At 49.0% G+C, this 13207-nt stretch carries 9 protein-coding genes; 4 read left to right on the top strand and 5 right to left on the bottom strand.

Annotated features, from left to right (window positions below; genetic code table 11):
* Positions 1-667 precede the first annotated feature (667 nt).
* Positions 668-1936, top strand: coding sequence for an adenylosuccinate synthase (locus tag ACKI3C_RS00755; protein ID WP_407401090.1), 1269 nt, complete (start codon positions 668-670; stop codon positions 1934-1936).
* Between the two features lie 115 nt (positions 1937-2051).
* Positions 2052-3296, top strand: a complete 1245-nt coding sequence (locus ACKI3C_RS00750; protein WP_407401089.1) for a DUF1015 domain-containing protein — start codon at positions 2052-2054, stop codon at positions 3294-3296.
* A gap of 88 nt (positions 3297-3384) precedes the next feature.
* On the opposite strand, the gene ACKI3C_RS00745 is transcribed toward ACKI3C_RS00750, so the two are convergent.
* Positions 3385-4302 (bottom strand): NAD(P)-dependent oxidoreductase, encoded by a 918-nt coding sequence (locus tag ACKI3C_RS00745; protein WP_407401088.1) that lies wholly within the window; start codon positions 4300-4302, stop codon positions 3385-3387.
* Positions 4303-4316: 14 nt separating this feature from the next.
* Positions 4317-5381 (bottom strand): 3-phosphoserine/phosphohydroxythreonine transaminase, encoded by a 1065-nt coding sequence (gene serC, locus ACKI3C_RS00740; RefSeq protein ID WP_407401087.1) that lies wholly within the window; start codon positions 5379-5381, stop codon positions 4317-4319.
* A gap of 428 nt (positions 5382-5809) precedes the next feature.
* Between serC and gdhA the strand changes: the two genes are divergently transcribed.
* Positions 5810-7150: an NADP-specific glutamate dehydrogenase gene (gene gdhA, locus ACKI3C_RS00735; RefSeq protein ID WP_407401086.1), complete on the top strand. Its 1341-nt coding sequence runs from the start codon at positions 5810-5812 to the stop codon at positions 7148-7150.
* A gap of 393 nt (positions 7151-7543) precedes the next feature.
* On the opposite strand, the gene ACKI3C_RS00730 is transcribed toward gdhA, so the two are convergent.
* Positions 7544-7876, bottom strand: a complete 333-nt coding sequence (locus ACKI3C_RS00730) for a DNA-directed RNA polymerase subunit omega (RefSeq protein ID WP_407401085.1) — start codon at positions 7874-7876, stop codon at positions 7544-7546.
* Positions 7877-7904: 28 nt separating this feature from the next.
* Positions 7905-8711, bottom strand: a complete 807-nt coding sequence (locus ACKI3C_RS00725) for an outer membrane protein assembly factor BamD (RefSeq protein WP_407401084.1) — start codon at positions 8709-8711, stop codon at positions 7905-7907.
* A 171-nt stretch (positions 8712-8882) separates the two neighbouring features.
* Between ACKI3C_RS00725 and ACKI3C_RS00720 the strand changes: the two genes are divergently transcribed.
* Entirely contained in the window at positions 8883-10736 is a 1854-nt protein-coding gene (locus ACKI3C_RS00720) for a peptidase U32 family protein (protein WP_407401083.1), read from the top strand.
* A gap of 2 nt (positions 10737-10738) precedes the next feature.
* Here the strand turns inward: ACKI3C_RS00720 and ACKI3C_RS00715 are convergent, their stop codons facing one another.
* Complete coding sequence (locus tag ACKI3C_RS00715; protein ID WP_407401082.1) at positions 10739-11977, bottom strand: phosphatase PAP2 family protein; 1239 nt, start codon at positions 11975-11977, stop codon at positions 10739-10741.
* Positions 11978-13207: the final 1230 nt, after the last annotated feature.

Raw genomic sequence — 13207 nt, 5'->3', positions numbered from 1 at the left:
CCGCCTTATTGTATCGTAACCGGCGGACGCAGTCCGTCGGAGAAGGGAATATATAACTAACGGCCTCGGAGTGGCCGCATTGAACTGGTATATATCTGTCCGAGGGTCTGGCGACCATCGGTTACGATGCAGTGTGACGGGTTCCCCGTCAGGTATGATTCACTTTCTGGCATATTTGGCCTGGTTGTAGGTGCTTGAGAGGGGTGGGTTCAGATTGCGGTGTCGGTGCGCAGGCGGTGGAACCGCCTTATTGTATCGTAACCGGCGGACGCAGTCCGTCGGAGAAGGGAATATATAACTAACGGCCTCGGAGTGGCCGCATTGAACTGGTATATATCTGTTCGACGGTCTGGCGACCGCTGGTTACGATGCAGTGTGACGGGTTCCCCGTCAAGTATGATTCACATTCTGGCATATATCAAATTGTCTCACCACATAGCATGGCAAACTAAAATCTCTGTGTCCTTCTATAATGACTCTATGTGGGGCGTTATGCCTAGTTGGACAGAAAATATAGTTAATCAAGATAAGATTATTACCTTTTTTCCTTTATTGTCTCGCCGATTTTTATTATCTTTGCACTACAACTGATAATGCGAGAGTGCTAATCGGTTTTGGTGAATAACACTGCAAAAAACTATAATAATATAACTCCTAAAACAAAATTATGAAAGTTGATGTATTGTTAGGGCTCCAATGGGGCGATGAAGGTAAAGGTAAAGTAGTGGATGTGCTCACGCCGCGCTACAATGTGGTGGCACGTTTCCAGGGCGGCCCCAATGCCGGACATACCCTTGAGTTTGAAGGCCAGCACTATGTATTGCGCTCAATACCGTCGGGCATCTTCCAGCACAACCAGGTTAACGTGATAGGCAATGGCGTTGTCCTTGATCCGGTTCTCTTCATGGAAGAGGCAACCGATCTTGAAAAGAGCGGCGTAGATATCAAGAAAATCCTCAAGATCTCGCGCAAGGCCCATCTCATCATGCCCACTCACCGCGTGCTTGACGCAGCCAACGAACGTCTCAAAGGCGATGGCAAGATAGGCACCACAGGCAAGGGAATTGGTCCCACTTACACTGACAAGATTAGCCGCAACGGTCTGCGTGTGGGCGATATCGACAATAACTTCAATGAGAAATATTTGACTGCAAAGAACCGCCATCTTGCGCTGCTCAAAGCTCTTGGCGAGTCACCCGACGTGAGCGAACTCGAAGCTCGCTGGATGCAGGGCATTGACTTCATCAAGCAGTTTGACATCATTGATAGCGAGTTTTACATCAACAAGCAGCTGGCAGCGGGCAAGAGTGTACTGTGCGAGGGAGCACAAGGCAGCATGCTCGACGTGGACTTCGGTAGTTATCCCTTTGTCACATCATCAAGCACTGTGTGTGCAGGAGCATGCACCGGTCTGGGCGTTGCTCCCAGCAAGGTAGGTGAGGTGTTCGGCATCTTTAAGGCTTATTGCACCCGCGTGGGATCTGGACCATTTCCCACCGAACTCTTTGATGAGACCGGAGCAGAGATTCGCCGCATAGGTCATGAGTATGGTGCTGTCACAGGCCGTGAGCGCCGTTGCGGATGGATTGACCTCGTGGCTTTGCGATACACTATCATGCTCAATGGTGTGACACAGCTCATCATGATGAAGAGCGACGTGCTCGATGGGTTTGAAACCATAAAGGCATGTGATGCCTACGAAGTGAATGGACTGGTGACACGCGATTTTCCCTATTCGATAGAAGAGGGTATTACACCAGTCTATACCGAGATTAAAGGTTGGAATACACCTATGAGTCATCTCACAAGTGAGGACCAGTTCCCGCAGGAGTTCAAGGACTACATTGCATTCCTTGAGGAAAAGCTGGGTGTGCCCATCACTATCGTCTCGGTGGGTCCCGACCGTGAGCAGACCATCATCCGCAACATGAAATAATTTCGATAAACCGGATATTCCGGATTGAGGTCCGGAATATCCGTTCAGTAAACCCTTAACCTTTAATCCAATTAACCCCTTAAACCTTTAAACTTTTAAACCTTTTAAAAAAACTATGGCTACAGTAAAACCGTTTCGCGGCATTCGTCCGCCTCAAAATTATGTAGAAAAAGTAGCATCCAAGCCCTATGATGTGCTTTCTAGCGAAGAGGCTAGGCAAGAAGCCGAGGGTAATGAGATGTCTCTGTATCATATCATTAAACCTGAAATTGATTTCCCCGCTGGCACCGATGAGCATGCCCCCTGTGTCTATGATAAAGCCGTGGAGAACTTTGCAGTCTTCAAGAAGAAAGGTTGGCTTGTACAAGACCAGGAAGATAAATATTATATCTATGCCCAGACGATGGATGGCCGCACTCAGTATGGCATCGTGGTTGCTGCTAGCGTTCACGACTATCTTGAGGGACGCATCAAGAAACACGAGCTCACTCGTCGCGAGAAGGAAACTGACCGCATGCGCCACATCCAGGTGAACAACGCTAACATTGAGCCCGTGTTCCTCGCATTTCCCACCAACGAGGTGCTTGAGGGCATCATTGCCGATACCGCACGACAAACGCCTGAATATGACTTTGTTGCCGAAGACGGCATCGGTCACACACTGTGGACCATCAGCGACAAGGATGTTATTAGCTCTATCACAATGGCGTTTGAAGCAATGCCATATCTCTACATTGCCGACGGACACCACCGCACAGCCGCTGCTGCACATGTGGGAGAGGAAAAAGCCAAAGCTGACCCAAATCACACTGGCAAGGAGGAGTATAACTATCTTCTGGCAGTGTGCTTCCCGCAGTCGCATCTCAAGGTGATGGACTACAACCGTGTGGTCAAGGACCTTAATGGACTCAGTGATGAGGAGTTCTTGGATAAGGTAGGGGAGAACTTCGTTGTTGAAGACATGGGTGCCGAGGTTTATAAACCCGAAGCTCTGCACACATTCTCGCTCTATCTCGGTGGTAAGTGGTATAAACTCTCGGCCAAGGCTGGAACCTACGATGATAATGACCCCATTGGAGTGCTTGATGTTTCGGTGTCAAGTAATTATATCTTGCGTGATATTCTGGGTATTACCGACCTGCGCACTGATAAGCGCATTGATTTTGTGGGCGGTATTCGTGGACTGGGCGAACTCAAGCGTCGTGTCGATAGCGGAGAGATGAAGGTTGCGCTGGCACTCTATCCTGTGACTATGCAGCAAATCATTGACATTGCCGACAGCGGCAACATCATGCCCCCCAAGGCTACATGGTTTGAACCTAAACTCCGCTCGGGTCTTATAATTCATTCCCTTGACTGATGAGATAGAATTTTCTGGGTTGAATCCTGAAAAATAAAAGCCTGCCGCATGTGTATGTGGCAGGCTTTATAGTAGGAGTGTAGTGTGATTACTTGTTTACTTGGAAACGGTTGAAACCGTCTTTGAGGTGGGCAACTACCTGATTGGCAGCGGCGAGACCTGCGTTGATGTTGGCTTCGGCGGTCTGTGCACCCATTTTCTTGGGGGTGAACATCACGCGGTCGCCAAATTTCTCCTCATATTCGGCTGCTGCATCAGGCTTCACATCGGCCACATAACGCAGGTCGGTGCGTGCCTCAAGAGCTTCGGCAAGGCTTGCCTCGTCGATCACTTCCTTGCGGGCAGCATTGATGAGCACGCCATTCTTGGGCATGAGTTCAACAAGTGCCTTGTTGACCGAACCGCGTGTTTCGGCGGTAGCGGGAATGTGAAGGCTCACGTATTGGTTGTTCTTGTAAAGGTCCTCGAGGTTGTGCACAGGTGTGATGCCGTCGGCCAGCATTGCTTCGTCCTTAACCCAGGGATCAAGGGCGCTAACCTTCATGCCGAATCCCTTGGCGATGCGAGCCACGTTGCGGCCCACTGCACCGTAGGCATGGATACCCAAGGTCTTGCCCAGCAACTCGGTGCCTGATGTGCCGTTGTAGCGGTTGCGGATGAGGGTAACGAGCATGCCCATCACTAACTCGGCAACGGCATTGGCGTTCTGGCCAGGGGTATTCATCACGCACACGCCGTGGGCTGTAGCTTCGGCGAGGTCGATGTTGTCGTAACCTGCACCGGCACGCACCACAACTTTCAGTTCCTTGGCTGCGTCAAACACTTCCTTGTCCACCTTGTCACTGCGCACGATTAGGCCGGCAGCGTCGGCAACAGCAGCGAGCATATCGGCTTTGGTGCCTTTCTCCACGAGCACGAGTTCGTGTCCTGCGCTCTCAATCACTTCCTTAATGCCCTCAACAGCCACAGGTGCAAAGGGCTTCTCGGTGGCAACTAATATCTTCATAATATAATAAGGTATTACTTGTTTTCAAATTCCTTCATAGCTTCAACGAGAACCTTTACGCTCTCAAGGGGCAGGGCATTGTAGGTAGAAGCACGGAAACCTCCCACGCTGCGGTGGCCCTTGATGCCCACGATACCCTTGGTTGATGCAAAGTCGATGAAGTCCTTCTCAAGTTCCTTGTATTCGGGCTTCATGACGAAGCAGATGTTCATAACCGAGCGGTCCTCGGCAGCGGCTGTTCCCACGAACATCTTGCTAGAGTCGATGGCGTCGTACAGGTAGGCGGCTTTCTCTTCGTCCATCTGCTGGAGCACTTTCACACCACCTAACTCCTTGTACCATTTAAGGGTCTGCAATGCAGCGAAGATGGGGAACACGGGAGGAGTGTTGAACATAGAACCCTTGTCAACGTGAGTCTTGTAGTTGAGCATTGTGGGGATGACGCGGTCAACCTTGCCCAGGATGTCTTCCTTGACGATGACGAAGGTAACGCCAGCAGGAGCGATGTTCTTCTGTGCACCGCCGTAGATAAGTGCATACTTCGACACGTCAACGGGGCGAGAGAAAATGTCGCTTGACATATCAGCCACCAGGGGCACGTTTACATCGTAATCCTCGCGTATCTCGGTGCCGTAGATTGTGTTGTTGGTAGTGATGTGGAAATAGTCAGCATCGCTGGGGATTACATATCCTTTGGGAATATAGGTGTAGTTATCAGCCTTTGATGACCCCACGCACTCAACCTCGCCGAAGAGTTTTGCCTCTTTCATTGCTTTGTTGGCCCAAGTGCCTGTGTCGAGATAGGCCGCTTTCTTGTTGAGCAGGTTGTAAGGAACCATGCAGAACTGTGTGCTAGCGCCGCCGCCCAGGAATAGAACGCGATAACCTGCGGGTATGTCGAGCAGTTCCTTGAACAGTTGCTCGGCTTCGTCCATAACGGCAGTGAACTCCTTGCTGCGGTGAGAAATCTCAAGAATTGACAGACCTGTGCCTGCAAAGTCGCGAATAGCCTCCACGCTCTTGTCGAGGGTGAACTGGCTCAGGATAGATGGTCCTGCATAGAAGTTGTGTTTCTTCATAACAAATTTATAATTTATAATTTTTAGTTACACATTATAACATACCGATGGCCTTGGCTCCCTTGCCAGCCTACCGGCACAACAAAGTTAGTGCTTTTTATTTAATTGAAAAAATAATGTGCAATTTTTTTTTTCGGAGTGTTTTGGCGTGATTGTCCAATCGTTGCTTTTTTGCACATATTGCTATGCATTGTGTCACTTTTTTGTTGTAATTTTTTCGTTTTGATAGTAATCTTGCAAGGCATGTTCAAAAGTACAAAAAACGGTGATGACAAAATGTAAGTACACCACGAAAAAAAAAGCCTGTCAAGGCAAAAAAAGTTACTAAAAATAGTGTCTATTTAGAAAAAATACTTTAAATTTGTCACGAAATCAAATTTTGGTTTCATTTATACATAAACAATCTCTAATAAATAGATACAATTATCATGAACGTTAATCAAATTTTAACAAATCTTGAAGCAAAGCACCCCGGCGAGAACGAGTACTTGCAGGCAGTGCGCGAGGTTCTGCTCACAGTGCAGGACGAGTACAACAAACATCCTGAATTTGAAAAAGCAAAGATTATCGAGCGCATGGTTGAGCCCGACCGCATCTTCACTTTCCGTGTGACTTGGGTTGACGACAACGGTGACGTTCAGACTAACATCGGCTATCGCATCCAGTTCAACAATGCGATTGGTCCGTATAAGGGTGGCCTTCGTTTCCACGCATCGGTTACTCCCTCTATCTTGAAGTTCCTCGGTTTCGAGCAGACTTTCAAGAACGCTCTCACTACTCTTCCCATGGGTGGTGCTAAGGGTGGTTCAGACTTCAGCCCCAAGGGTAAGAGTGACGCTGAAATCATGCGTTTCTGCCAGGCTTTCATGATTGAACTGTGGCGCAACATCGGTCCCGACATGGATGTTCCTGCTGGTGACATCGGCGTTGGCGGCCGCGAGGTTGGTTACCTCTATGGCATGTACAAGAAGCTCACTCGTGAGTGCACAGGTACTCTCACTGGCAAGGGCTTCGAGTTCGGTGGTTCACGCATCCGCCCCGAGGCTACCGGTTTCGGTGCTTGCTACTATGTTGAGAACATGCTCAAGGACCTCGGCACTACATTCGAGGGCAAGACAGTTGCTGTATCTGGCTTCGGTAACGTCGCTTGGGGTGCTGTGACTAAGGCTACTCAACTTGGTGCTAAGGTTGTTACTATCTCTGGCCCCGACGGCTATGTATATGATCCCGATGGCATCAACACTCCTGAGAAGATCGAGTTCATGCTTGAGCTCCGTTCAAGCGGTAACGATGTTGTTGCTCCTTATGCCGAGAAGTTCCCCAATGCTCAGTTCTTTGCAGGCCGCAAGCCTTGGGAACAGAAGGTTGACATCTGCATGCCATGCGCTACCCAGAACGAGGTGCGCCTTGCCGACGCTGAAATGATGCGCGACAACAAGGTTATGCTCATCGCTGAGGTTTCTAACATGGGCTGCCACGAAGAGGCTATCCACCTGTTCCTTGAGAACAAGATGGTTTACGCTCCCGGTAAGGCTGTTAACGCTGGTGGTGTTGCTGTTTCAGGTCTTGAAATGACCCAAAACGCTCAACACATCTACTGGAGCGAGGCCGAGGTTGACGAGAAACTGCACCAGATCATGAACGACATCTACGCACAGTGCTGCGAGTATGGCAAGGAGGAAGATGGCTACATGAACTACATGAAGGGCGCTAACATCGCTGGCTTCATGAAGGTGGCCAAGGCTATGATGGGCCAAGGCATTATCTAATATCCAGAAAAGATTGCTTAACTTTTAATAACCACAAGGCAGGTACCGATGTTTCGGCAACCTGCCTTTTTCGTCGTTCGTTAAGCAGCAATGTGAATGGAATCTGCGGATTTTCTGTTGGTGAGGCAAGAAAAGAATGGGAGAATAGGTGCAACATCCCGCCAGGGATGGTGAAATGGCTGTAAAAGATGTTGATAAGAATTGTCCGTGCCTTTAGGTACGGAATAGCGATTCTCTTTTCTTCCCATACCTAAAGGCATGGTTCTTTTGTGGTTCCTTACCCCAGCCAGTGAAATCTGCTGATCATGTAAAAGGACTGGACAGCCGTAACAAAAAAACACTTGCTTCTCACTAACGAGGCAAGTGTTTTTTAGTTCGTATTCAAGCGAGGATTTAGAATTCCTCTTTTTCTTTTGCTACGTTGCGGAAGGCGAGTTTCTCTTCCATGTACTCTTGTGTTGCAATGAGTGTGGGCTTGGGAAGCTTCTCGTAGTAGCGTGAGATTTCGATCTGCTCACGGTTTTCCGAGATTTCCTCAAGGTTGTCGTTCATTGAAGCAAACTCCTGGAGTTTCTTCTCGAGGTCATGCTTCATCTCGGCTGCAATCTGATTGGCACGTTTGCTAATCACGCACACGGTTTCATAGATGTTGCCAGTTTGCTCGGCGAGCTCGATGAGGTCGTGCACTGTGGTTGTGAGAGGTGCGTTTGTTTTCTTGTAATCCATCTTGTCTAAAATATGTTAGCGTTATTTTTTATTTTCCGTTGATAAACTTATTGGCCACCTTGAAGATGTTGTCGGCCTCTTTGCGGTCGTTGCTGTCGGGGTAGTCGTTGATGAATGCATAGTACTCGTCGATGACGGTGCGCATGCGCTCTTCTTTCTTCTCCTCAACGCTCTCCACTGCCTCGCGATAGCGCGATTTGAGAACGAGCATCTCAAGTTGTTCCTTATATTTGGTGTAAGGGTATTCCTTGATTGCGTTCTTTGCGGTAATCACTGCGCTCTCATAGTTGTTACCCATATAGTTGCCCAGGTTATAATATAGCTGTGCATTTTCAAGCTCTTTGAGCACAAGTTTGTCTTGCAACTCGAAGATACAGTTCTGCGCAATTGAGACTTTGTCGCTCTTGGGGAAGAAGTCGAGGAATGCCTGCAGTTCTTCGATTGCTTTCACTGTCTCGCTCTGGTCGAGCTGCGGGTCGGGTGAATCGATGTAGTAGCCATAACCGGTGTAAAAACGAGCCAGTTCAGCATATTGCCCCTTGGGATAATGCTGGTAGTAGTTCTTGAAATATGACCCAGAATTGGCATAGTCCTTGTTTTCGTAGTAACTCAACCCGAGCAGATATAATGATTCCTCGGCCTTGTCGGTGCCCTTGAACACGGTCACAAGGTCTTCGAGTATTGTATATGCCTGCGTGTAGCGCTTCTCCTCAAACGAGCGCTTTGCATATTCATATTTATAGTTATAGTCGCTGCTCTTCAAAACCTTGTTGTATTCACCGCATGATGTGAGCATCAAGGTTGCGCCCATGACTAAAAGAAATTTCTTTTTCATATTCTACCTTTGTGGTTTCAACTTGCAAATTTACTCATTATTCCACACATAACAAACCATTGTGGCGTTTTTTATGATTTTTCAACATTAAATTTTGTGATATTTGCATCAAATCGTGCATTATTTGCTTTTTTTCTTGCCCTTGAGACCAAATAAATGTAATTTTGCACTATGAATCGCAAACCACGCTACATAGAACTGCTTGCTCCGGCACGTGATGCCGAAGTGGCTATTGAGGCTATCAACCATGGCGCTGATGCTGTTTATATGGGTCCCGAGCGTTTTGGCGCTAGGGCTATGGCAGGAAACTCGGTGGGCGACATAGGTCGTGTGTGCGACTATGCCCATAAGTTCGGCGCTAGGGTATATGCCACAGTCAACACCATTGTGTATGATGATGAACTTGCCAGCGTGGAACGCCTCGTTAAGGATCTCTATGCTGTTCAGGTAGATGCCCTCATTGTGCAGGATCTGGGATTGCTGCGCCTTGACATCCCGCCCATCGCGCTGCATGCAAGCACACAATGCGACATTCGCACGCCCGACAAGGCAAAGTTCTTGCAAGAGCTTGGATTCTCGCAACTGGTGATGGCACGTGAACTTTCGCTCAAAGAAATTAGTGCAATCAGCAGCGTTGTTAAAGTCCCTCTCGAAGCCTTTGTGCACGGGGCGTTGTGCGTGAGCTACAGCGGGCGATGTGCGTTGAGTCAGGCTGTGAAAGGCCGCAGCGCTAATCGCGGGCAGTGTGCCCAGATGTGCCGTTTGCCCTACGATCTTGTTGACGATCGCGGCAATGTGCTTGTCGAGGCGAAGCACTTGCTGTCGTTGCGTGATTTGAATCAGTCACGCCGCTTGGGCGATATGCTCGAGGCGGGCGTTTCTTCGTTCAAGATCGAAGGCCGTTTAAAGGATGTCTCTTATGTGAAAAATGTGGTGGCTCATTACAGGCAGTTGATAGATGGGCATATCGCGTCAAGTGAAGGACGCTATCGCCGTTTGTCGCATGGAACAAGTCATTTGACATTTACTCCTGATGTCTATCGCTCGTTTAATCGCTCTTTCACTAATTATTTTATTGACGGCCGAAGCAAGGCTTCGCGCATGGCATGCCTTGACTCGCCTAAATCGCAGGGGCAGCCTGTCGGGACAGTTGTCGCTTGCAGGGGCAAGTCGATAGAAGTGGCTTCGCCTTACGTGTTTGTCAATGGCGACGGGTTAAGTTACTATGACGACCATGACGAGTTTCGTGGCATGAGGGTTAATGTGGCAAAGGGACAGAATCTCATCTTGCGCGAGCCGGTTGCGATAAAACCTGGCACTAAATTGTTTCGCACTGCCGACAAGGCTTTTGACGACGCTTTGTCGCGTCCGTCGGCCGAGCGCCGCATTGCCGTTGATATGAATCTGTATTCTGCTGCTGGGGCTTTGGTTTTGAAGATAAGCGACGAACGTGGCAATTCGGTGGTTCATTCGATGACGGTCGGTAGTCTTGATGATGCTCGTCAGGAGCAGGGCAGCCGTCAGCAGGAAATCCTCGGCAAGTTGGGCGACACAATATACTATGTGCGCAGTTGCGTGAGCGAAGTGGGGGAGAAGTTCATTCCTGTTTCGATATTGGCACAGTTGCGCCGTGAGTCTGTCGCGCTTCTCGACAGGGCTAATGCCTTGAAGCATGTGCGTGAACTGCGCCGCAAGGAGAACCTTGGTGCAGTAGTGCCGTGCAGTGAACTCAATCATGCCGATAATGTGGCTAATAATTTGTCGGCATCGTTATACCGCGACCACGGTGCCCAGTCCATAGTTCCTGCTCTTGAAACACCATGCTTGGATGGGTGTGACGCGTTGCAGGGCAAGCCGGTATTGATGCACACTCGCTACTGCATTCGTCGCGAGCTAGGTGCTTGCCGCATGGATCCCGATTCAAGAAAATTGCCCCGCAAGTTGTTTTTGCGAGGCAATGATGTGATGCTTGAAGTCATGTGCGATTGCAAGGCGTGCGAGATGAGACTCGTCAAGGCCGACTGATTCTATTTCAGCACTTTCTTATTTTTCGATACCAGTATTCCTTTAGAGTCTTTGTTCGCAAGCCGCCCGTCGAGGGTGTAGAACGGGTTTTTCTGTTCGGGCGCCTTGTCCTGCGTGATATCTTCTTGGTCGGTAACGATGTGTCTAGTGTCGTCGGCATATTCTTCTTGTGCTGTTTCTAGCATAGCAATAAAGTTGGGGTTTGACATGCAACGCGCCAGGACTGCGCTTGCCACCAGTCGGCCTGCATCAACGTCGCTTTGCCAGTTTATGCCTGCGATCACAGCGCTTTCTCCTAGCTCGTATCCCACTTTGAGCAATGTGTCTTGTTTCTCGGGCTCAATGGCAACCATTGCCAATGCTGCCGCCCACGCCTTGGCTGAACTAACTGACGGGAACGAACCTTCGTGTTTCAGGTAGTCGCTGTTTTCAAATGTGAATGCTTCATCATTAAAGAAAACAAAGGGACTAGTGCGTTGGTACTCGTCCTGGGCTTTCTTGCACCCTAATTCAGCGTTTGTCACAATCATCTTCACCAGATTATAGATTGACGGATTGTGGGTTTCGCTGATTTCCTTGCCTATTACATGGGCAAACTCTTTGACCAGCACGTCAAAGTCTCTGCTTATGTCAAACTTGGCCTTAATGCCTCGGTCGGTGGTGCGTATGCTTTTGCCCCACACATATTGTGACATGTCGTAGGCGAGTTCCACGGTTGCGCTGTCAAGAGGCTCGGGTTTAGGGATATATATCAGAGGATTAGGCAGGTGATCCACGTCATAGTAGTTCTCTGCATCATAGTCGGGTTCCGGTATGTTCAGGGAATCTGACATTATCTTGTTCATCTCTTTGCGAGTTCTTGTAAGAGCATCCTTGAATTCTTGCTTGTTGAGCATGTGTGCCACGCTTGCGCTTGCTATGTAGCGTGCATCAGTCACGTCGCTCTGCCAGTGCATGCCTCCGTAAACGCGGCTTTGTCCATAGTCAAATGAACGCTCAAGAATGCTGTCTTGGATATGTGGCGTCATAGCTGCCATTATCATTCCGTCAGCCCATGACACCACAGTGTGGGCCGATGGGTAGGAATACGATTTTTTCAACTCTGACAGTGTCTCTGTTAAAGAGTAGGGGGCTTCATTGTATTTCACGCACGGGCGTGTACGCAGTATTTTCTTTTTTATGTCAGCTCCATAACCTGCTGTAGTATAAGCTATCCTAAGCAAAGTCCATAATTGAGGCATATTTCTATATGATATTTCTATGCCTAAATAATGGGAGTAAATACTCGCTAAATTCTCTACTCCATAGGGAGAGTCCGACTTTATTAAGGGACCGCGTACAGGATCGTTGCGTTTCACTTCCTTGCCATAGAAATATTGTTTTGTGTCTAGCGAGAAACGCGTACTTTGGTATTCAGGAAAATTAGGCAGAAAATTCATAGCATTAGGGGCTTCATATTGTCCGTAGTACTGTGCCGATGAAGATAATGCTGTGAACATCAAAACCACTACTATTATAATATGTGGGAAAAATTTGTTCATAGTTGTACATTATAATGTTTTCATCGCAAATTTAATAAAAAGTTTTCATGAGTTAAAATAAAAACAGTAAAAAAAGCACTTGCACCAAGAAAAATACCCAATTAAATCAATTTACACATTAATTATAATTACTATAATATAAGCAATCCATAATTCACCCCCATGAAGATAAAAGTCGACAAAAACGACAAGCACGATAATAACGTCTCCCCCAAAAAACAGCAACCGTGGCGTCCTGTACTCCAAGGCACCGCCTCGGACGCCTCGCCAAGAGCAACCCATGACGACGGAGTCGTCACATTGCATCGTAACCGATGGCCGCAGGCCGTCGGAAACAGCGACCGTGGTGTCCAGTACTCCGAGGCACCGCCTCGGACACGTCTGCAAGCCCTCCGCATCCCGTCTCCGCGGCGGAAAATCCACAAGAGCCACCAGCCGGTAAAAGCCGTCGATTCCTCCCTGTCGGGAGAATCTCATGACGACGGAGTCGTCACATTGCATCGTAACCGATGGCCGCAGGCCGTCGGAAACATCGACCGCGGCGTCCAGTAATCCGAGGCACCGCCTCGGACGCTTCGCCAAGCCCTCCGCATCCCGCCTCCGCGGCGGAAAATCCACAAGAGTCACCAGCGTCGATACCTCCCCAGCAGTAGAATTCCATGACGACGGAGTCGTCACATTGCATCGTAACCGATGGCCGGCAGGCCGTCGGAAACAGCAACCGTGGCGTCCAGTACTCCGAGGTACCGCCTCGGACGCCTCGCCAAGCCCCGCTAAAAAACCACAAGAGTCACCAGCCGGTAAAAGCCGTCGATACCTCCCCGGCAGTAGAATTCCATGACGACGGAGTCGTCACATTGCATCGTAACCGATGGCCGCAGGCCGTCGGAAACAGCAACCGTGGCGTCCAAGCCCTCCGCATCCCGCCTC

It is taken from the genome of Sodaliphilus sp. (genome assembly GCF_045598405.1).
Lineage (GTDB): Bacteria > Bacteroidota > Bacteroidia > Bacteroidales > Muribaculaceae > Sodaliphilus > Sodaliphilus limicaballi.
Note: the sequence above shows the minus strand (reverse complement) of the source record. Positions and strands in the feature narration are given on the sequence as shown.

Coding starts and splice junctions, on each gene's coding strand:
- ACKI3C_RS00755 (WP_407401090.1), top strand. CDS start 668: ATGAAAGTTGATGTATTGTTAGGGCTCCAATGGGGCGATGAAGGTAAA.
- ACKI3C_RS00750 (WP_407401089.1), top strand. CDS start 2,052: ATGGCTACAGTAAAACCGTTTCGCGGCATTCGTCCGCCTCAAAATTAT.
- ACKI3C_RS00745 (WP_407401088.1), bottom strand. CDS start 4,302: ATGAAGATATTAGTTGCCACCGAGAAGCCCTTTGCACCTGTGGCTGTT.
- serC (WP_407401087.1), bottom strand. CDS start 5,381: ATGAAGAAACACAACTTCTATGCAGGACCATCTATCCTGAGCCAGTTC.
- gdhA (WP_407401086.1), top strand. CDS start 5,810: ATGAACGTTAATCAAATTTTAACAAATCTTGAAGCAAAGCACCCCGGC.
- ACKI3C_RS00730 (WP_407401085.1), bottom strand. CDS start 7,876: ATGGATTACAAGAAAACAAACGCACCTCTCACAACCACAGTGCACGAC.
- ACKI3C_RS00725 (WP_407401084.1), bottom strand. CDS start 8,711: ATGAAAAAGAAATTTCTTTTAGTCATGGGCGCAACCTTGATGCTCACA.
- ACKI3C_RS00720 (WP_407401083.1), top strand. CDS start 8,883: ATGAATCGCAAACCACGCTACATAGAACTGCTTGCTCCGGCACGTGAT.
- ACKI3C_RS00715 (WP_407401082.1), bottom strand. CDS start 11,977: ATGCCTCAATTATGGACTTTGCTTAGGATAGCTTATACTACAGCAGGT.